This is a genomic window from Kribbella voronezhensis, from assembly GCF_004365175.1.
Taxonomy (GTDB): domain Bacteria; phylum Actinomycetota; class Actinomycetes; order Propionibacteriales; family Kribbellaceae; genus Kribbella; species Kribbella voronezhensis.
In genome coordinates this window covers 304,461-323,980 of record NZ_SOCE01000003.1, presented here as the reverse complement: position 1 = coordinate 323,980, position 19,520 = coordinate 304,461, and the positions used below count along the sequence as shown (strand labels likewise).

The 19,520-nt window shown below is 68.2% G+C and carries 13 protein-coding genes, 1 pseudogene and 1 riboswitch; of the genes and pseudogenes, 6 read left to right on the top strand and 8 right to left on the bottom strand.

What is annotated here, in order from left to right:
* Nucleotides 1-2: 2 nt before the first annotated feature.
* Nucleotides 3-3,218: a P-loop NTPase fold protein gene (locus tag EV138_RS36150; RefSeq protein ID WP_133985188.1), complete on the top strand. Its 3,216-nt coding sequence runs from the start codon at nucleotides 3-5 to the stop codon at nucleotides 3,216-3,218.
* Here EV138_RS36150 and EV138_RS36145 read toward each other — a convergent pair.
* The 3 genes from EV138_RS36145 to EV138_RS36135 all read right to left on the bottom strand — a co-directional run bounded on the left by EV138_RS36145 (nucleotide 3,202) and on the right by EV138_RS36135 (nucleotide 5,971).
* Complete coding sequence (locus tag EV138_RS36145) at nucleotides 3,202-4,023, bottom strand: class I SAM-dependent methyltransferase (RefSeq protein ID WP_202867112.1); 822 nt, start codon at nucleotides 4,021-4,023, stop codon at nucleotides 3,202-3,204. The two genes, EV138_RS36150 and EV138_RS36145, sit on opposite strands and share 17 nt — an antisense overlap.
* Nucleotides 4,024-4,083: 60 nt before the next feature.
* Nucleotides 4,084-4,680 carry a hypothetical protein gene (locus EV138_RS36140; RefSeq protein WP_133985186.1) on the bottom strand — a complete coding sequence of 199 codons (597 nt, stop codon included), beginning with the start codon at nucleotides 4,678-4,680 and terminating at the stop codon, nucleotides 4,084-4,086.
* Between the two features lie 91 nt (nucleotides 4,681-4,771).
* Nucleotides 4,772-5,971 carry a VOC family protein gene (locus tag EV138_RS36135; protein WP_133985184.1) on the bottom strand — a complete coding sequence of 400 codons (1,200 nt, stop codon included), beginning with the start codon at nucleotides 5,969-5,971 and terminating at the stop codon, nucleotides 4,772-4,774.
* Nucleotides 5,972-6,083: 112 nt separating this feature from the next.
* Here EV138_RS36135 and EV138_RS36130 point away from each other — a divergent pair, with 112 nt between their 5' ends.
* Entirely contained in the window at nucleotides 6,084-7,355 is a 1,272-nt protein-coding gene (locus tag EV138_RS36130; protein WP_238158605.1) for a Fic family protein, read from the top strand.
* 86 nt (nucleotides 7,356-7,441) lie between these two features.
* Nucleotides 7,442-8,023 (top strand): DinB family protein, encoded by a 582-nt coding sequence (locus EV138_RS36125; protein WP_133985182.1) that lies wholly within the window; start codon nucleotides 7,442-7,444, stop codon nucleotides 8,021-8,023.
* A 143-nt stretch (nucleotides 8,024-8,166) separates the two neighbouring features.
* Here EV138_RS36125 and EV138_RS36120 read toward each other — a convergent pair.
* Nucleotides 8,167-9,269, bottom strand: a pseudogene (locus tag EV138_RS36120) (serine hydrolase domain-containing protein).
* Nucleotides 9,270-9,405: 136 nt separating this feature from the next.
* A riboswitch (cobalamin riboswitch) is annotated at nucleotides 9,406-9,541 on the top strand.
* A 133-nt stretch (nucleotides 9,542-9,674) separates the two neighbouring features.
* Here EV138_RS36120 and EV138_RS36115 point away from each other — a divergent pair.
* The 3 genes from EV138_RS36115 (at nucleotide 9,675) to EV138_RS36105 (ending at nucleotide 15,084) form a co-directional block, all read left to right on the top strand.
* Nucleotides 9,675-12,497, top strand: a complete 2,823-nt coding sequence (locus EV138_RS36115) for a ribonucleoside-diphosphate reductase subunit alpha (RefSeq protein WP_202867111.1) — start codon at nucleotides 9,675-9,677, stop codon at nucleotides 12,495-12,497.
* Nucleotides 12,494-13,549, top strand: coding sequence for a ribonucleotide-diphosphate reductase subunit beta (locus EV138_RS36110; protein ID WP_202867110.1), 1,056 nt, complete (start codon nucleotides 12,494-12,496; stop codon nucleotides 13,547-13,549). The genes EV138_RS36115 and EV138_RS36110 overlap by 4 nt, the downstream gene beginning before the upstream one ends.
* Before the next feature lie 71 nt (nucleotides 13,550-13,620).
* On the top strand, nucleotides 13,621-15,084 hold the full coding sequence (locus tag EV138_RS36105) for an outer membrane protein assembly factor BamB family protein (protein ID WP_133985176.1): 1,464 nt from the start codon (nucleotides 13,621-13,623) through the stop codon (nucleotides 15,082-15,084).
* Between the two features lie 9 nt (nucleotides 15,085-15,093).
* On the opposite strand, the gene EV138_RS36100 is transcribed toward EV138_RS36105, so the two are convergent.
* From EV138_RS36100 to EV138_RS36085, 4 genes are read right to left on the bottom strand one after another with little or no spacing between them, the layout of a single operon-like run.
* Nucleotides 15,094-16,260 (bottom strand): ROK family protein, encoded by a 1,167-nt coding sequence (locus EV138_RS36100; protein ID WP_133985174.1) that lies wholly within the window; start codon nucleotides 16,258-16,260, stop codon nucleotides 15,094-15,096.
* Nucleotides 16,241-17,107 (bottom strand): carbohydrate ABC transporter permease, encoded by an 867-nt coding sequence (locus EV138_RS36095; RefSeq protein WP_133985172.1) that lies wholly within the window; start codon nucleotides 17,105-17,107, stop codon nucleotides 16,241-16,243. The genes EV138_RS36100 and EV138_RS36095 overlap by 20 nt, the downstream gene beginning before the upstream one ends.
* Nucleotides 17,104-18,096 carry a carbohydrate ABC transporter permease gene (locus EV138_RS36090; protein ID WP_133985170.1) on the bottom strand — a complete coding sequence of 331 codons (993 nt, stop codon included), beginning with the start codon at nucleotides 18,094-18,096 and terminating at the stop codon, nucleotides 17,104-17,106. Before EV138_RS36090 ends, EV138_RS36095 begins: the two co-directional genes overlap by 4 nt.
* A 7-nt stretch (nucleotides 18,097-18,103) precedes the next feature.
* Nucleotides 18,104-19,495, bottom strand: coding sequence for an ABC transporter substrate-binding protein (locus EV138_RS36085; protein ID WP_133985168.1), 1,392 nt, complete (start codon nucleotides 19,493-19,495; stop codon nucleotides 18,104-18,106).
* Between the last annotated feature and the right edge of the window lie 25 nt (nucleotides 19,496-19,520).

The following is a 19,520-nucleotide window of genomic DNA, read 5'->3' as shown; positions in this document are numbered from 1 at the left end:
GCATGCCGGAGGACGCCACACCGTTCGACCCGAACCTGACTCCCCGCCTGATCCCGCGCGAATCCGAGCAACCGGATCCCCGCTCGGCCGGCGCGTGGGGCGTCTGGGGGAAGTTCGCAGGTGCGCCGGTCCTCATCACGAACGGGCGGCGCGGCACCGCGACTCTGTGGCGATCGGTCGGCGGCAATCCGCCGCCGCACGGTTCCCCTCGCTGGCTGCAGATCGGCTCGGCACCGGGCGCTTCGAGCAGCGACAGCGCCGGCTCCTCCTCGTTCGAAGTCGACCGCGCAGCCCAGCGGGACCCGTCCCGGGACCGCATGGACTGGGGGACGTGGAATGAGTTCGACGGCAGCCAGCTCCTCGTCACCGGGGGTGCGATGGGCCGGGACGATCAACCGGCGCTGTGGTGGTGGAGACCCGGAGAGGAAGCGTTCCACCCTTTCGGCATCGGTGAGACCGATGTTCCGTGGTGGGGAGCCTGGGGGCAGGTCGACGGCCGGGCCGTCTTGGCCACCGGCGGCCAGGGCGGCCTGATCCACCTGTGGGATCCGGCCGACTTTCAGCGGATCACCAGCTTCGGGGTCAATGACGGTGGCCTCACCGCGTGGGGCGCCTGGGGGCTCGAGAACGGTGAACCGGTACTGGCGACCGGCGGCAGAACCGGGGTCCAGCGTTGGCCGGCGAGCTCTCTGCGAGAGCCGACCGCCAGCTGGGGAGCCGAATTGCCCGAACTCCTGACCGGACCGGAGACGGTGTGGGGTGCCTGGAGCACCGTGGCCGGAGATTCCGTGCTGGCGACCGGTGACAGCACAGGGGCCGTCCGGCTCTTCAGCCGGCGAACGGATCAGATGACCATCCTGCATTTCGGTACGGCTCGGCAGAGTCAATCGCTGGGTGCGGAGACCTGGGGCCAGTGGGCGCAGTTGCGCGGCGCACCCGTGCTGATCGTCGGCGTCGGATCGGGCGACGTCTGGTTCTGCGATCCGGTCACCGGGGCGACCCGGAGTACGAGCCTGCACAAGAAGGTCGTGTGGGGCACCTGGTCGGTCGTGGACGGCCGGCCGATGTTGGCTACCGCCGACGAGGCGGACGAGGTGCAGTTCTGGGATCTCGTCTGGGAACGAGCGGTGCCCCGGGTACCGCGGTACAGCTCGGACACCGGCGGGGCCGGTGACCGGTTGAACCGGCTACACGACGCGGCAGCGTTGGCGGACGTGATCACCGCGCGGTCCGCGCGGCCACCGCTGGCGGTCGGGTTGTTCGGGCAGTGGGGAGACGGGAAGAGCACGTTCCTGGAGATGTTGCAGGAGCAGGTGGGCGAGCGGGCTCGCACAGCTGGGCCTGGGGATCCGATCGCGCACGGCAACATCAGGCAGGTGCGCTTCAACGCCTGGCACTACGCCGAGGCCGACCTGTGGGCCAGTCTGGTCGCCGAGCTCTTCGCGCAGTTGAGCGATGGTTCGGATCCGGTCCGCGACCAGCGGCAGCGGTCGCGGCTGGCCAGTGAGTTGGTGCAGGCGCGCGGGCTGCGCGAGCAACTCGATGCGGCGGAGAAGCGACTGGCCGAACTCCGGCAGGCCGACGCGGGGAAGGATTGGCAGAGCCTCTCTCCGGCCGCACGCCTTGATCTGCAGGCCGTGCTCGGAGCGGACGCCGAGAAGCTCTACAAAGAAGTCGTCATCACCTCGTCGACGACCCAGCTCACCGGGCATTCACTGAAGAGGTTGCTGAAGGCAATCTCTCCACGTGGCTGGTTGACGGCCGCCGGCCTGCTCGCCGTCGCAGTGGCCTTGGCGATCTGGGGTCCCGGTCTGATCAGGTGGTGGCTGGCCGCTGTGCCGTTGCTCGCCGCGATAGCAGCGACCGCCCGGGACGGCTGGTCGCGGATCGAGTCCGTGCGAGAGCTCGCCGGTTCGGCGTGGCAGACCGTACGGCGGATTCGGGATGAGCAGAAGCAGCGGTTGGAGACCGCTGAGGCGGTCGCCGCTGCCGAGGTGGAGGAGTTGCGCAAGCGGGTGCAGAACCTCACCTCGGCCGGGCAGCTCGCCGGGGTCGTGCAGGAGCGTGCGGGAGCGGCGTCGTACCGGGAGCGGCTCGGGTTGATGACGCAGATCCGGCAGGACTTCGAGCGGATGGCCGAGTTGCTGCGGCCGGACGACCCGGCGCAGAACGACGTACCGGTGGTGGATGCGGCCGGGGACGAACTGCCGGCGATCGACCGGATCGTCATCTACATCGACGATCTCGACCGGTGCCCACCCGATCGCGTGATCGACGTCCTGGAGGCGGTGCATCTGCTGCTCGCGGTGCGGTTGTTCGTCGTCGTGGTCGCGGTCGATCCCCGCTGGCTGCTGCGCTCGCTCGCGAGTCACTACCGCGAGATCTTCGAGGAGGCCGACGACGAGCTTCGGGCGACCACGCCCGCGCAGTACCTGGAGAAGATCTTCCAGATCGTGCTGACTCTGCCGCCGATGGAGCAGGACGGCTACCAGCGGATGATCACCGACCTGGTCGGCGTACGCGCTCCGGTCGAGGAAACCTCGATCTCGTCCGTGGCTCCGGTTGCTGACGCGACCGAGCCCGCGCCCGACGCCCGGCTCGTTTCCGCAGAGGTGACCTGGGAACCTGACGAGCCGCTCGACCTGAGTTCGCTGGTTGTCGATCGGGTCGACCCGCTGGCGTTGACACCCGATGAGTACCGGTTGATCAACCTGCTCGGACCGCCGTTGATCACCGGGCCGCGGTCGGTGAAGCGGCTCGCGAACAGCTACGGCCTGTTGATCGCCACCCGAGCTTTGACCGGCGAGCGAACCGACCTGCAGCCGGTGCCGGATCGGGGCGGCTCCGTGGCCTTGCCGTACCGCGCCGGCATGGTGCTGCTCGCGGCCGTCATCGGCTTCCCGATGCTCGGTCCCGAGCTCTTCCCTGACCTTCATGCCAAAGCGCGCAGCAATCCGCGACTGCCGTGGACCGACTACCTGGCGGAACTTCGCCCGACAGAATCCGGGAACCGTCTCGACCCGACGATGGCCCCCGCGCAGGTCCGGCACTGGAACGAGCTGCTCGACGCGCTCGCCAAGATCAGCGAACGCGCCGCCCTCGACGATCTGCCACTGCCCCAGGAACTCCAGATATGGGCCCAGTGGGTCATCCCGGTCGGTCGCCTGTCGTTCCCCACCGGCAGCGCGGTGAGCAAACTGTTCAGATCGTCGCCTTGAGAGCGAACAGCAGCGGGATGCGCGGGGCATCGCTGGGCAGGCGGTACCAGCCCTCGGTGGTTTGCTGCATGGACGGCCAGCGTGGCCACGGCAGTACTTCGGACTCGCGGAGACTCGTGATCTTGAAGCCTGCTGCGACCAGGGTGGTGACGACCTCGCCGAGGCCGTGCATCCATTCGTAGCTGCGTTGGCGGCCGGGGACCTGGTCGCCGGTGTAGGTGACCGTGGAGTCGTGGGCGATGGGGCCGCGACCTTCGAGGTAGTCCTTGCGGATCACGAGTTCACCAGTGTCGCCGGGCAGCGCGACCGGGCCCAGCGCGTTGAGCAGCGGGTGGAACTCGACGATGTAGAGCGAGCCGCCGGGCTTGAGCAACTGGTGGACCACTTCGGCCCAGGCTCCGAGCTCCGGGAGGTAGCAGAGCGCGCCCTTGCCGGTGTAGACGACGTCGAACCGCCTTCCCTGCAAGGCTTCCGCCGCGTCGTACACGTTGGCATGTACATACTCGACGTCCATCTCGGCTTCGGCCGCGATCCGCCGAGCCTCCTCGAGCGACCTGGCCGACAAGTCGAGTCCGACCGCCCGAGCACCACGCCTGGCAAAGGCAATCGTCTCGGTCCCCAGATGACACTGCAGATGTACGACGTCCCGCCCGTCCAGCTCGCCGAGCTCTTCCCACTCGTAGTCGGCGAACCAGAACTCCGCCGGCCGATCGTAGAACTCACTGGCCGCATGCAACGCAGCCCGCGCATCCCAGTCGGCCTCGTTGGCCGCCACCATCCGCACGACATCCGCTTCCAGCCCCACAGACCGCCTCCTGTCCCACGCCGGAGAACCAGTCTCCCCAATCCAGGGGGCCGTAGTGGGTCAGTGCTGCAGGTCCTTCCGCAGCCCGAAAGCTTCGACGATCCGCTCGGCTGCCTGCTGTGGTGTGAGAAACGTGTTGTCGATGCGGACATGATCGTGCCGCTCGATCAGGTCCTCGGCCTTGGTGCGCGGGCCGCCGGTGTTCAGCGTGTAGTCCGCGTCCATCGCGAGCAGGTTGAGCCGGGACCTCTCCAGATCACGCTTGCTGGCCTTCTGAGCGAGGCGGAACTCGGTGCCGTTACGGGCGAGCCGCTCGTCCTGCCCGGCGGACAACTCGACCAGCCGCCCCCGGCCGCCGGCCCGCTCGACGATCCGGATGTACGACGCGATCGTGTCGATCTCCTCGGCATCGTTCAGGTCCCACACGAACGTGAACACCAGGCCAGGCAGGTCCGAGCCGGCGGCCTCCTCGATCACCCGGCGCCGGAACTCCGACACCAGCCGGCCGAAAGGCGCCGAGCCGAACGGGAAGATCCCGAGCACCGGCTCGATCGTCACGTGGTTGTGGAAGAGCTTGAACCCGGTCAGCTCGCACACCGCGTGCCCCACGGTCATTTTCCCGACCGCGGCCGGGCCGAAGACGATCACCAGGTCCATCCGCACATCGTGACAGCCCCTCGCCGTACGAACGAAAGGGTTTTACGCCTACAGGGCCGTGGTCAGCCCCGAGGTCACCTGCCGGTTCGCGTCAGGCGTCGCTCGGGGGGCCGTCGACTGCTCCGGCGATGATCACCAGTTCGTTGCCTTCCGGGTCGGCGATCCGCCGGCGGTCCGCCGACTCGTCGAGGATCCGGCCGCCGGCGGCAACTGTCGTGGCGAGGCGCGTCTGCGCGAGGTCAGCCGGCACAGCGAGCTCGAAGTGGATGCGGTTGCGTTGTCGGCGCCGCTCCGTGTCGGAGGCGTCGAGCTCTTGGAATACCAGTTCTGGGTTCAGCCGCCGCGGATCGTGGATGTCGCTCACCCCAGCTCGCCGATCCTGGGTGTAATCGAGCGCGGCGATCCAGAACGCGCGGACCGCGGCGACGTCGGCGGCGTCGAGGAAGAGCTGAGCGAAGCGCGGCAGCGCCGGATCCGCAGTGGCCCCGAGTTCGCGGGCAGCGGTCTGGAGCTTTCCGGCGAGATCGGTGAAGTCCAGCTCGAGGCCGTGGGCGTCGCCCTCCCATTGGTCCTTACCGCTGTCGAGGATCACGAGTCCGGGGCGCAGGTCGATCAGCAGCGGGAAGCCCGCGTCGTCGGCCAGTGCCGCTGCTGCGGCGGCCAGGTCGCGCTGCTGTGTCGGCGAGGTGATGCGGTAGCACGCCATCGCGCTGAACACGGCCTGCCAGTCGGCTGTCTCGCTCCCCTCGCCAAGCGCCCCGCCCGGCACCAGGTCGACCTCGTTGCCGTCGGGGTCGGCGTGACAGACCCCGAACGGTCCCGATGCCGCACCAAGATTCGCCTGCTCGACCGCCGCGGCCGGCCGCACCACGTCCAGGTGGACCCGGTTTCGCAACGGCCGCGGCTCGGTCGACTGCCGGATCCGGAGCGCAGGGTCGCGCCGCAACGGGTCCGCCAAACCGCCGTCGTCCCCAGGCGCGTAGTCGAGCACGCGCTGCCAGAAACCTCCCACCCCGGACGGATTCGGGGACTCGAACACGACGCTCAGCTCCTGCAGCACGGCAGGGTTCGCGGTCGCCCCGAGATCCCGCGCGGCCGCCGACACCGCCTCCGCGTCCTTGTCTGAGCCGAGGCGCACCCGCAGGCCAGTCGCGCGCAAGTCGACCGCGACCTCGGCCGACAGCTCCACGATCCGCCCGGCCGGCGCAGCCCCCTCGACCAGCGAAGGCGTGTCGAACCATGCCGTCAGCACGCCGTCGACGAGCCGCCAATCCGTTCCGATCTCCGCCATGCTCGGCACTGTATAGCTCATTCCGGACGATCCCCTTCCGGATGGCATTCCTATCTCGGGCGGATGTTTGTTCAAGGTTGTTGGATAAGCTTGAACAAGGCACACTCGAGGTATGGCTCGGGTGGAACTGCATCGGTGGCCGGGACACCCGGATGGGTTCACCCGGGCCGAGCGGCTGGGCGGGTCGTACGAGTTGTACTTCCCGGATCCGCTGGTGGGGCGGGAGTTCGATCTCGACGACGACGTGCTGTCCGCGTTGGAGGACGCGGCCGGGGATCTCGCGCGGCTGGACGCGACGGCCGCGGTGCTGACCAACAGTGAGGCGCTGGCTCGGTTGTTGTTGCGGGCCGAGGCGGTCGGGTCGTCGCAGATCGAGGGCCTGGTGGTCGGGGCGCGGCGGTTGCTCAAGGCCGACGTACTGAGGGACGACTCCCGGCATCACGACGTCACCGCCGACGAGGTGCTCGGCGCGGTGGACGCGATGACCTGGGTGACCGAGTCCGTCCGGACCGGCGACAAACTCGAGGTGGAGCACCTGCTCGAAGCACACCGGCGATTGATGGCGCACTCGCCGACACCGGAGTACGGCGGCGAGGTGCGCTTCCTGCAGAACTGGATCGGCGGCCGCTCCCCCGCCGAGGCGTACTACGTTCCGCCGCCCGCCCAACTGGTGCCCGACCTGCTGGCCGACCTGATGACCTTCGTCCGCGAATCGCGCCTGCCCGTGCTGGCGAAAGCGGCCATCGCGCACGCCCAGTTCGAGACCATCCATCCCTTTGCCGACGGCAACGGCCGCACCGGGCGCGCGCTGATCCACCTGGTACTGCGGGCGGAAGGGCTCGTCGAACGCAGCGTCCCGCCGGTCTCGCTGTCGCTCGCCACCCACGCCACGCAGTACGTCGAAGCGCTCACCGCCTTCCGGCACACCGGCAGGGCGACGAGTCCGCGTGCTCGCCGGGCGGCGAACCAGTGGCTTCTCATGTTCGCCACGGCCTGCAGCCATGCGACCGCCGAGGCGGCTCGCTTCGAGCGCACCGCGGCGGATCTCAAGACCGAATGGCGCGAGCGAGCCGCGCCCGTTCGGGCCGGCTCGGCCGTCGATCTCCTGATCGAGACGCTGCCGGCAGCACCCGTGCTGACTCTGGCCGCCGCGGCCAAGCTGATCGACAGGTCTCAACAAGCCGCCAACCAGGCACTCACCCGGCTGACCGAGGCTGGTGTCCTGCGCGAGATCACGGACGGTCGCCGCAACCGGATCTACGAAGCTCCTGAACTGATCGATGCCTTCACCCTCCTCGAACGCCGGTTCGCCAGTCCGGCCGCGGACACCCTGATCGCGGCGCCTAGCAGACCCGTTCCGTCAGTGCCACGACCAACACGCTGAGCTGATTGACTTTCCTCGCTTTCTCGATGAACAATTCGAACATACGTTCGAGAGCAGGACCAAATCGGGGAGTGTGAGGATCTGTGATGCCGGAGCCGTTCGACTGGGACATCCTGCAGCGACCATCGGCGATGGCGATGGTGCGCGGGCAGCTCGGCTTCAGCTGGATGGTGTTGTCGGGCCGGCTCGCCGCGCTGACCGACGAGGAGTACTTCTGGCGCCCGAGCAGCGAGGCGCTGACCGTCGTCCGGCGGCAATATGCCGGCCGGTTCAGATCGCTCGGGTCCGGCGAGTGGGTCGCCCAATGGCCGGACGAGCCGGATCACCGGGGGCCGCGGACCATCGCCTGGCTGATCGCGCATCTGACCGAGACCTTCTTCGAGCGCTGGGAGTGGACCTTCGGCGCGAGCAGGCAAGGCCGGGCCGACATCACCCTGCACGGCAACGCGCAGGACGCGGTCGCCTGGCTCGCGCACTGGGTGGACGCCTGGAGCAACTCGATCGCCGAGCTGGACGAGGAGCAGGCGATGACCGTCGGCCTGTCCCAAGCCACGGAGCTCGACGCCGCCGAGCCCTTCGGCCACGTCGTCCTCCGGCTCAACCGCGAACTCATCCACCACGGCTCCGAGATCATGACGCTGCAAGACCTGCACGCCCTGGCCGCCTGACCAGCCCGCCGGCCGTCATCCGGCCGGTCCTGATGCGCCTGACCGCTGGGGCGACTGCTCCATTCCACCGCCCGGAGAACGCCCCGGCGGTCAGGTCCCCCTGTCCCACCGTTCATCCAGTGGGCCGGGGGCACAACCAGCTCTCAGGAAAGCGCCCCGGTGGCCAGCTCCCAGACCTGGTCGAAGGCGTTCATTTCAACGGGGTTGAAACGGTTCTTGGTGACAGCAACCGCCACGCCGGTAGCCGTGTCGGCGTACGCCGCCCCGCCCCCGAAGCCCACCATGCCGAACACGGTCGGCGCGACCGGTCGCATCCCCACCTGGCCGATCGTGTAGCCGAGCCCGTACCGCGCCGGGCCACCGGTCATCTCGTCGTTGCCGGCCGTGGAAAGACTCGCGATCTCCCGCAACCGGGCCGGGCTCACCAGCCGGACACCGTCGACCTCGTCGAGCAGCGCGGCGTACATCCGGGCCATCGATCGGGCGGTCACGATTCCCCCGGCGGGCACGTCGGAGCTGATCAGGCCGGGGTTGTTGGCATAGGCGGCATTCGGGAACAGCTGAAGAGGAGCAGCCTTGAACAACGGGAAGTCCGGTGGCAGCGAAGCGAACATCGCCGCCCCCTCCGGGTCGTCCTCGCAGCGCGCCACCCGGTCCAGCGCAGCAGCCGGTACGCCGAAGAACAACTCGCCGGCGACCCCCAGTCGCTCCCCGATCCCCTCGGCCAGCACCTGCGACATCGGCTTCCCGGTCGCCCGCCGGACGATCTCGCCGACGATGAACCCGAAGGTGACAGCGTGATAGCCGACCCGCTCCCCCGGCTTCCACCACGGTTCGAGGTCGGCGATCAGCGCACACATCCCGTCCCAGTCACACAGCCGCTCCACTGTCAGGTCGGCCGGCACCGCCGGGACCCCGGCCGAGTCAGCACCTGTCTGACCGTCGCGGACTCCTTGCCGTGCGCACCGAACTCGGGCCACAGCTCGGCCACCAAGGTGTCGTAACCGAAGACTCCCTGCTCGACCAGCACGTGCACGACGGTCGCGGCGACGCCCTTGACCGCGGAGGCGGCGTAGAACAGCGTGTCCGACCCGACCGGCCGCCCGGTCTCGCTGTCAGCGACGCCGGCCACCGCGTCCACGATCAACTCGCCGCGGCGATAGACGGCGGCCTGCACCCCGGTCTCGGTTCCCGACTCGACCAGCCTGTCGATGACAGCCTGCACCCGCTCCTGCAAATCGCTCATCCCGGTTCCTCTCAGGCGACGGCGTCGCCCCACCGGCGACTCGCAGTACTTGGTCGGAGCTGTCGAGCCCAGCTTGACATTGGCCCACGAGGCGATCTTTCCACAACATGTGCGACACGCGGCGCGTCGTACCACTAGATGTAGGGGTTGCGGGGTTAGTGTCTTCCTACTGGTCGACAGGGGAATCCGGTGGAAATCCGGAGCTGCCCCGCAGCGGTAAGCGGGGACTGTGTTCCGTGAGCCCGAATACCTGTCGCCGGGGCGCACACCGCCGGTGTGCGCTGTCCGAGGCCTCGAGGGCGGGCCGCAGGGCGTGACAGAACGGGTTCGGTAGCGGCCCCTGTCTCGTCGTGCGCGCAACTCCCCAGGTCCCGGTCGTCAAAGACTCGCGTGGAGAGAGCGCTTGTGACCATCGTTTCGTCATCTGAACCAACCACCGGACGAGCACCGCACCAGCTGACCGTCGTACGGCGTGACGGGAGCAGTGCCGCGTTCGACCCGACCAAGATCTCGGTTGCCCTGAGCAAAGCCTTCCTCGCCGTCGAAGGCGCCGAGGCCGGCAGCAGCCATCGCGTCCGCGACCTGGTCGCCGACCTGACCGACCGGGTCGTCGCCGCACTGACCAGCCGCGGTGACGCGCGGCGCAGCGTGCAGGTCGAGGACATCCAGGACCAGGTCGAGCTGGCGCTGATGCGGGCCGGCGAGCACCAGGTCGCCCGGGCCTATGTGCTCTACCGCGAGGAGCGCACCAAGGCCCGCACCCCCGACACCACCGCCGAGCTCGACACCAAGCCCGTCATCAACGTCCGTGCCGCCGACGGCACCACCGCAGCTCTCGACATCGACCGGCTGCGTGTGATCGTCGCCGAGGCGGCGGCAGGCCTCGAGTCGGTCGACGCCGAGCTGATCCTGAACGAGACACTCGGCTCCTGCTACGACGGCATCGCCCAGCACGAGGTCGAGCTGGCCCTCGTGATGGCCGCCCGTGGCTACGTGGAGACCGAGCCGGAGTACAGCTTTGCCGCGGCTCGGCTGCTGCTCGACCAGATCCGCCGGGAGACGCTCGGCCGGGTGCACGGCGAGCCGCGCCAGGCGAGCCAGGCCGACATGGCCACGGCGTACGTCGACTACTTCCCGCTCTACATCCAAACTGGGATCGACGCCGGGCTGCTCGACCCCGAGTTGGCCACCTTCGACCTGGCGAAGCTGGCGGCGGCGATCAAGCCGGAGCGCGACCTCGACTTCGCCTTCCTCGGCCTGCAGACCCTCTACGACCGCTACCTGCTGCACATCGACAAGACCAGGTTCGAGCTTCCGCAGGCGTTCTTCCTGCGCGTCGCGATGGGGATCGCGCTCAAGGAAGACAACCGCGAGGACCGCGCGATCGAGTTCTACGAGCTGCTCAGCTCGTTCCGCTTCATGTCCTCGACGCCGACGCTGTTCAACTCCGGTACGACGCGGCCGCAGCTGTCCTCGTGCTTCCTGACCACCGTCGAGGACGACCTGGCCGGCATCTTTTCCGGCATCCGCAACAACGCGCTGCTCGCGAAGTACTCGGGCGGACTCGGCAACGACTGGACTCCGGTGCGCGGGATCGGCGCCAAGATCCGCGGCACCAACGGTGAGTCGCAAGGCGTCGTACCGTTCCTCAAGATCGCCAACGACACGGCGGTCGCGGTCAACCAGGGCGGCAAGCGCAAGGGTGCCGTCTGCGCGTACCTCGAGACCTGGCACATGGACATCGAGGAGTTCCTCGACCTCCGCAAGAACACCGGCGACGAACGCCGCCGTACGCACGACATGAACACGGCGAACTGGGTGCCCGACCTCTTCCTGCAGCGGGTCGAGGCCGGTGGCGACTGGACGCTCTTCTCCCCCGACGAGGTCCCGGACCTGCACGACCTGTACGGCGCGGCCTTCGCCACGGCGTACGAGAACTACGAGCGGGCCGCCGAGCGCGGCGAGATCCGGGTGTTCCGCAGGGTGAAGGCGGTCGACGTGTGGCGCCGGATGCTGACCGTCCTGTTCGAGACCGGTCACCCGTGGATCACCTTCAAGGACGCCTGCAACCTGCGGTCGCCGCAGCAACACGACGGCGTGGTCCACTCGTCGAACCTGTGCACCGAGATCACGCTGAACACCACCGTCGACGAGACCGCGGTCTGCAACCTGGGCTCGGTCAACCTGGTCGCGCACCTGACCGGCACCGGGCTGGACGCCGACCTGCTCCGCGACACCGTGAAGACGGCCGTCCGGATGCTCGACAACGTGATCGACGTGAACTTCTACACCACGCCGGAATCCGAGCGCGCGAACCAGCGGCACCGCCCGGTCGGCCTCGGACTGATGGGTTTCGCCGACGCGCTCTTCGCACTTCGGATCCCCTACAGCTCGGACGCCGCGGTCGAGTTCGCCGACAGCTCGATGGAGCAGATCAGCTACCACGCGATCGAGGCGTCCACCGACCTCGCCGCGGAGCGCGGCCGGTACCAGACGTACGAGGGATCGCTGTGGAGCCAGGGCATCCTCCCGATCGACTCGCTCGAACTGCTCCGCGAGGCCCGCAACGGCGACCTGACCGTTGACACCGGCAAGCAACTCGACTGGGACGTACTCCGGGCGAAGGTACTCCGTGACGGCATGCGCAACTCCAACGTGCTGGCGATCGCACCGACGGCGACGATCTCCAACATCTGCGGCGTGAGCCAGTCGATCGAGCCGATCTACCGCAACCTGTTCGTCAAGTCGAACATGTCCGGCGAGTTCACCGTCGCCAACCCGTACCTCGTCGCCGACCTCAAGGCGCGCGGGCTGTGGGACCAGGTGATGGTGTCGGACCTGAAGTACCACGACGGCATCCTCGCCCAGATCGACCGGATCCCGGCCGACCTGCGGGAGCTGTACGCGACGGCCTTCGAGCTGGATCCGCTGTGGCTGGTCAAGGCGGCATCGCGCCGGCAGAAGTGGCTCGACCAGGCCCAGTCGCTCAACCTCTACATGTCGGCGCCGTCCGGCAAGGCGCTCGACGAGCTGTACCGCTCGGCGTGGCGCTACGGGCTGAAGACGACGTACTACCTGCGATCGCAGTCGGCCACCCACGTGGAGAAGTCCACCCTGCAAGGCACGGACGGCCGGCTCAACGCCGTACCGGTCGCGCTCCCTGGACTTCCCGAGCCGACCGGTGCCGCCTGCTCCATCGAGGACTCCGATTGCGAGGCCTGCCAGTGACCACCACCGGACTGGGTGAGATCACCCTCGGAGCGGCTCGGGTCGAGGTCGCCGACAAGGCGATGATCAACGCCCGCGCGGACGTGAACCAACTGCTGCCCTTGAAGTACCAGTGGGCCTGGGACAAGTACCTTGCCGGGTGCAACAACCACTGGATGCCGACCGAGGTGTCGATGCAGGCCGACATCGCGCTCTGGAAGTCGCGGGACGGTCTGACCGAGGACGAGCGGCTGATGCTGAAGCGCAACCTCGGCTTCTTCGCCACCGCCGAGTCCCTGGTCGCGAACAACATCGTCCTCGCCGTCTACCGTCAGCTCACCAACCCCGAATGCCGCCAGTACCTGCTTCGCCAGGCGTTCGAGGAGGCCGTGCACACGCACACCTTCCAGTACATCTGCACGTCGCTCGGTCTGGACGAGGGCGAGCTGTTCAACATGTACCGCGAAGTGCCGTCGATCTCCGACAAGGACGCCTGGGCGCTGAAGTACACCCAGCACCTGGAGGATCCCGAGTTCAGGACCGGTACGCCGGAAGCCGACACCGACTTCCTCCGGGACCTGATCGCGTTCTACGTGGTCTTCGAGGGGATGTGGTTCTACACCGGCTTCGCGCAGATCTTGTCGCTCGGCCGGCGGAACAAGATGGTCGGGATCGCCGAGCAGTACCAGTACATCCTGCGCGACGAGTCGATCCACCTGAACTTCGGGATCGACTGCATCAACCAGATCAAACTGGAGAACCCGCACTTGTGGACCGCGAAGTTCCAGGCCGAGGTGCGGGAGATGCTCACCGAGGCGTGCGAACTGGAGGTTGCCTACGGCAAGGCGACGATGCCGAACGGCATGCTGGGCCTGACCGCCGAGCTGTGCGAGCAGTACATGCACTTCGTCACCGACCGCCGCGCCGAGCAGATCGGCCTGGCGCCGATCTTCGGTGAGACGCGCAACCCGTTCGGCTGGATGTCGGAGGTGATGGACCTCAAGAAGGAGAAGAACTTCTTCGAGACCCGCGTGATCGAATACCAGTCCGGCGGCAGCCTCAGCTGGGACTGATCCCTTAAAGTGCTTGCGCAGGGCCCCGTTCAAGGCTCTGCGCAAGCAGGCTGCCGACCCGAGGAACCCAGATGCCCGACACCGCCCCCGGTCTCGACACCGAACTGGCCGACGACATCGCCAAGGGACGACGCCAACAGGCACGTCGCAGGACCGTCGCGGCGCTCGTCGTCCTCGCGGTAGCCGTCGTTCTCGGCGTACTGACCGTCGCGCTCGACTGGGGGTGGGTCGTCTGGAGGCTGAGCCTGGGGCTCGCTGCCATCGCGCTCGCGGTGGCGTCCTTGCGCCTCGGCCGCCTCCACCGCGTCGCGGCCGTGATCACCGCTGTGGCGCTGGTTGCCGCCGGCGTGCTTCTTGTCCGGATCCCGCCGATCGCGCAGCCGGGCTGGACGGTCGGCGAGCACATCCGTCTGGTCGCGGCGGCCGGCGACGTCGCGGTCACGCTCGATCCGAGCACTGGCCGGTTGCAGGGCCACCAGCGCTCGAACGGTGACAACGTGTGGCAGTCCGAATCCCTCGGGCTGAGCGACCTGGAGTTACACCGACTCGGCGGGGATGGCCTGCTCGTCTACTCCGGCTCCGAGCGGCACCATGGCCAAGCGGCCGTCGTCTCGCTCGCGGACGGCAAGACCACCTGGAGGCAGGACGTCGGTGACCAGGCACCGTTCACTGCCAACGATGACGTGGTTGTCGTCACGAGTGAGGTGATGACCACCGGACTCGATCTCCGCAGTGGCCGCAAGGTCTGGTCGACTCCAGGGCGGGCGACGGCCGGCTCCGGTGGACAGAGTTCGTACAGCCCGCGGCGCTGGGTGCCGCGATCCGACTGGATCGCCATGGAGAGCCCGACGTCCAAGAGACTTCCCGCGACCGTGCTCGACGCCGGTACCGGGCAGCCGGCGGCCGTAGTACGGGCCAAGAGTGCCGACTTCGTCATTGCGGGAGCGACCTTCATCGAGTTCGGCTACGACCAGAAGGGTCGCCGCATCGCGCAGGGAACCCCCCTCGCGGGTGGGCGGCCCTGGTCAGCCGAGTTGCCGCATTCGAGCGTCAAGGAGTTGCTCGATGTCGTCGACGGCAAGGCGCGTGCGTTGTACAGCAACCAAGCCGTCTTCATCACGCCCGAAACCGGCGCCGTGCAAACCGTACGGATCGAGGACGACTGGTCGGTCGCCTGGTTCGCCGGCCGGATCGGTGGACGGTACGCCGTGGTCGAGCAGCGCGATCCCGATCATCGCGTCACAGCGCAGACGGTCGCCGACACGGTCACCGGCGACGTACTGAGGCTGCCTGGACGGGGTCACGCGGTGGATCTCGAACTCGCAGAGTTCTCAGCAGACAAGGCGTTCCTGCACACCAGCGTGGTCGACGCCGTGGGCGGCGACGCCGACCGCTACACGGTGGTCGAGAAAGATTCAGCCCAAGTCGCCATCACGGTCCCCGACGGCATCCCCGGCTCGGCCGACGAACACTTCGACGCCGCCGACGACGTCATCCAGGTCAACCGGCGAATCGTCCCGCTCGCCAACGACTGAAGGACGGTTTCAGAGCCGGGCGTCGACGCCGGCCGGGGAGTAGACCTCGTCGACCACCAGGCGGCCGATGCCTTGCAGCGCGGCGCGATCCGCGAGCCGGCCCGTCACCACCTCGAGGTGGCGGGTCGCCCGTGGCAGGGTCGTCTGGTAGAGCACCTCGTGGACACCGGCGACGAAGTGGTGGTCGGCCAGGTCGCCCGCGATCATCAGGACGCCGGGGTTCAGCACGCTGACCACCGTCGCCAGCACCTCGCCGACTCGCCGGCCGGCTTCGCGGGCCAGTCGCAAGGCATCAGGCTGGCCGGCGGCGATCAGTTCCCGAACGTCGGTGCCGGACCGAGCAGTCACCCCAAGATCCGACAGTGCACCCGCGAGCGCTCCACCGCTCGCCACCGCGGCCAGGCAGCCGAGCGAGCCACACTGACACTTCGCATCCCCCGCGTCCCGGACCCGGATGTGCCCGATGTCGCCCGCACCCCCGTCGATCCCACGGAACACCGAGCCGTCGATCACCACCCCGGCGCCGATCCCGGTGGAGACCTTGACCAGCACGAAGGCCGGGCAGTCCGGATACCCGGCCGCCTGCTCGCCGAGCGCCATCGCGTTCGCGTCGTTGTCGACGAACACCGGTACGTCGAACCGCCGGCCGAGCCGCTCCCTGATCGGATACTCGTCCCAGCCGGGCATGATCGGCGGCCGGATCACCAGCCCGGTGTCGAACTCCACCGGCCCGGGCACCGACAGGCCGATCCCGGCCACCTCGCCGGGAGAACGGCCCACGTCCTCGAGCAACGCGGTGAACCAGTCCGCGATCGTGTCCAGCACGATCTCCGGACCGTCGGCCACGACGAGTTCGCCGGACTTCTCCGCGAGCACCTCGCCGGCCAGGTCGAGCACGGCCGCCCGGGCATGCCGAGTGTCCAGATCGGCCGCGAGAACGAGCGCGTGGCCGGCGGCGAACCGCAGTACGGTCGGGGGACGGCCGCCGGTCGAGGCGGTGGAACCCGCCTCGATCAGCCAGCCGTTCCGCAACAGCGCCTCCAGGCGGAGCCCCAGAGTCGAGCGGGACAGCCCGGTCAGCTGTTGCAACTCGCCGCGGGTGCCGGCGGCGCCGGTCCGGACGAGGTGCAGCAGCTGTCCGGCCGAGGTCGCCCCGTCAGCTCTTGTCTGCCCCACTCGTCAATCCTTCCGTCAGCATGCGCTCCGCGCCGTAGAACATGAGTACCACCGGCAACGTCAGAACCACGGATCCTGCCATCAGGACGGTCTTCGGCACCTCGACGCCGTTCGACAGTTGCTGCAGTCCCAGCGACACCGTCCAGTGCGACGGCTCCGCGGCCAGGAAGAGCAGCGCGAACAGGAACTCGTTCCACGCGATCATGAAAACGTACAGCCCGGTCGCCATCACCGAAGGCGCCGCCAGCGGCAACACCACCCGCCGGACGATCTGGTACCGCGAACAGCCGTCGAGCGCGGCCGCCTCCTCGATACTGATCGGCACCGTGGTGAAGTAGCTGCGCAACATGTAGATCGCGACCGGCACCGTCTGGGCGATGTAGACGATGATCAGCCCGACCAGACTGCCTTGCAGGCCGGCCTTGGCGAACATCACGAACAGCGGTACCGCGAGCAGCGTCGCCGGGAACAGGTAGACCCCGAGGAACAGCGCGCTGACCTTCCGCTGCCCGGTGAACCGCAGCCGGCTGACGGCGTACGCGCCCGGAATCGCCACCAGCAAGGTGAGGATCACCGCGCCGATCGAGACCAGCGCCGAGTTGCGCAGCATCAGCAGGAACCCTTGGCCGCCGTTCTCGACCGAGGTCAGCACCGACCGGTACGAGTCGACGGTGAACTCGCTGGCCGACACCCAGATCCGGCCCGGGTCGAGCAGCAGGTTGTCGATCGGCTTCACCGACAGCAGCAGCATGTAGTAGAAGGGGAAGAGCGTCGCCACCACCAGGCCGGCGATCACCACCCAGCGCATGATGCCGAAGAACTTGTCCTGGAACGCGGCCCTGGTCACGACTGCTCCTCCTGCACCCGACGGCCGAAGAACTTGAAGTAGAGGCCGAGCAACACGATCAGCACGACGGCCAGTACGACGGCCTGTGCCGAGGCGAGCCCGACATCGAAGCGAGCGGTCAGGAACCGGTAGACCCGTACCGCGACCACGTCCGTCCCCGCCCCTCCCCCGGTCAACAGGTAGACGTCATCGAACTTGTTGAACGTCATGATGAAGCGCAGCACCGTCAGCAGAGCGATCACCGGCAGCAACTGCGGCAGCAGGATGAAGCGGAAGCGCTGCCACGGCGTCGTACCGTCGACCACCGCGGCTTCCTCCAGCACGGCAGGTACCGCTTGCAGCCTGGCCAGCAGGAACAAGAAGGCGAACGGGAAGTAGCGCCAGGTCTCGAACGCGATCACGGTGAACAGCGCCATCGGGACCGGGACACCCGCCACGTCGTACGAGCGCTGGGTCAGGAACGCGATCGGGCGGTCCCAGCCGAACACGTTCATCCCCCAGTGGTTCACCACGCCGAGGTCGGGGCTGAGCAGGACCTGCCAGACGAATGCGACGGCCACCACGGGCGCGACGTACGGGAGCAGCATGGCGCCGCGTACCAGAGCACGGCCGCGGAACGGCTTGCGGAGTGCCAGCGCGGCGACGAGGCCGACCACGATCGAGCCCAGCGTGGAGCCGACGGTGTAAACGACGGTCGTCCACAGCGAGGACCAGAACCCGGGCGAGCTGAAGACTCGCTGCAGGTTGTGCAGTGTCCAGTGGCCGAACAGACCCTGGCTCTGGATGTCGACCAGCCGGACGTTCTGGAAGGCGAGCACGATCGTCCAGAGGATCGGCAGCACGACGACTACCAGCACGATCACGAAGGTCGGCGAAACCAGCACCAGCCCGGCCCGGTTCTCCTGTCCACGCAAGGTGCTCTTCGCCCTGGCTGCCCGGTGCGTGGGCTCCGGCTCGGTGTCCGGGGGTCGTTGCGTCACTGTTGTCATTTCCGCCTCACCCGAGGGAATCCTGAATCGAGGCCACGTCGGCGGTCGCCTGCTCGGCGGCCTTGCCGGCGTCAACCTGGCCGCTGGCCAGTGCACTGATTGCCTTCGGCACCGGAAGTTCACCGAGGGTGGCGCCCACCAGAGCGCCCTGACCTTGTGTGATGCCCCAGCGCTGCATCTTGCCGAGCCCGTCGCGCAACTCGGCGATCACCGGCGCGGGGTAGATGGCCGCGAGCGGTTTGCGGGTGTCCACGCCGATGTCGTCCTTGTCCCAGGCCAGCTCGAACTTGTCCGGGTCCGCCGCGGTGCCCGGCCGGACCGGGAACTTGCCCTCGGCAGCCATCCCGAACCACTGCTCGTAGCCCTGGTCCATCAGGTATTCGACGAAGCGCTCGGTCGGGTCGGCCTTCGCGGTCTTCATCACTGTCCAACTACCCACTTCACCGAACTGCGCGGGCGCCTTGCCGTCCGGACCCTGGACGGCGGTGACAACGCCTGTATTGCGGGCCAGCCAGCCTTTGTCCTTCGCGCACTGCTCGCAACTCGGCAGCGCGTCGTCCCGCAACCCGGCGAGTTCGTCCAGCAGGAACGAGGACCAGACCACCATCGCGGACTTGCCCGCGAAGTACGTCGCACGGGTCGAGTCGACGGTCTGCGTCCCGGCCGCGGAGTACTTCGTGGCCAGGTCGCCGTAGAACTTGAAGCTGTCCTTGCAGGCCGGACTGTCGAGCGCGACCTTGCCGTGGGCATCGACCAGCTCGCAGCCGTTGGCCAGCGCGAGGTGCTCGAAGCTCTGCTGGGTGAACGGGTCCGACGGATCCGTCGCCAGCGAGATCCCCTCGACGCCACCCTTGTTCAGGGTCTGTGCTGCCTTCTCGATCGCCTCGTACGTCGTCGGCGCGGGCAACCCGGCCGCGGCGAAGAGGTCCTTGCGGTAGAAGAGCAACTGCGTCCAGCCGTCCGACGGTACGGCGAGCTGCTGGTCGCCGTTGCGGGTCAGCTCGAGCGCCCGCGGGTCGAAGGTCTTCTCGCCCAGACCGTCGACGACCTTCTTGGCCGCCTCGGGATTGAGCAGGCCGTTGCTGGACATCTGCTGGACGGCCGCGAGCGGTACGCCGCCGATCACGTCGGGCAGCTTCCCGGCGGCCGCGGCCGCCATCACCAACTGCGGAAGCTGCGGCTCGTCGACGCCGACCAGCTTGGCCTCGATCCCGGTGTCGGCGGTGAACTTCTTCAGGATCGCGCGGGTGGTCTCCAGCCTGCCGGAGACGTTCTCGAGCGACCAGACGGTGATGCTGCGCTGGTTACCGGCCTCGGATTCGTTGCCGCAGGACACCAGCAGCCCGGCGGTCAGCAGGAGCGCGCTCGTCGCGGAGAGCGCCCTGACCAAACGTGACATGCATCCTCCTCAGGGGACTGACATC

Bases quoted from the DNA above. Each gene is read 5' to 3' on its own strand.
- EV138_RS36105 (WP_133985176.1), top strand. From the start codon at position 13,621: ATGCCCGACACCGCCCCCGGTCTCGACACCGAACTGGCCGACGACATC.
- EV138_RS36140 (WP_133985186.1), bottom strand. From the start codon at position 4,680: ATGGACCTGGTGATCGTCTTCGGCCCGGCCGCGGTCGGGAAAATGACC.
- EV138_RS36090 (WP_133985170.1), bottom strand. From the start codon at position 18,096: ATGACAACAGTGACGCAACGACCCCCGGACACCGAGCCGGAGCCCACG.
- EV138_RS36125 (WP_133985182.1), top strand. From the start codon at position 7,442: ATGCCGGAGCCGTTCGACTGGGACATCCTGCAGCGACCATCGGCGATG.
- EV138_RS36085 (WP_133985168.1), bottom strand. From the start codon at position 19,495: ATGTCACGTTTGGTCAGGGCGCTCTCCGCGACGAGCGCGCTCCTGCTG.
- EV138_RS36150 (WP_133985188.1), top strand. From the start codon at position 3: ATGCCGGAGGACGCCACACCGTTCGACCCGAACCTGACTCCCCGCCTG.
- EV138_RS36135 (WP_133985184.1), bottom strand. From the start codon at position 5,971: ATGGCGGAGATCGGAACGGATTGGCGGCTCGTCGACGGCGTGCTGACG.
- EV138_RS36130 (WP_238158605.1), top strand. From the start codon at position 6,084: ATGGCTCGGGTGGAACTGCATCGGTGGCCGGGACACCCGGATGGGTTC.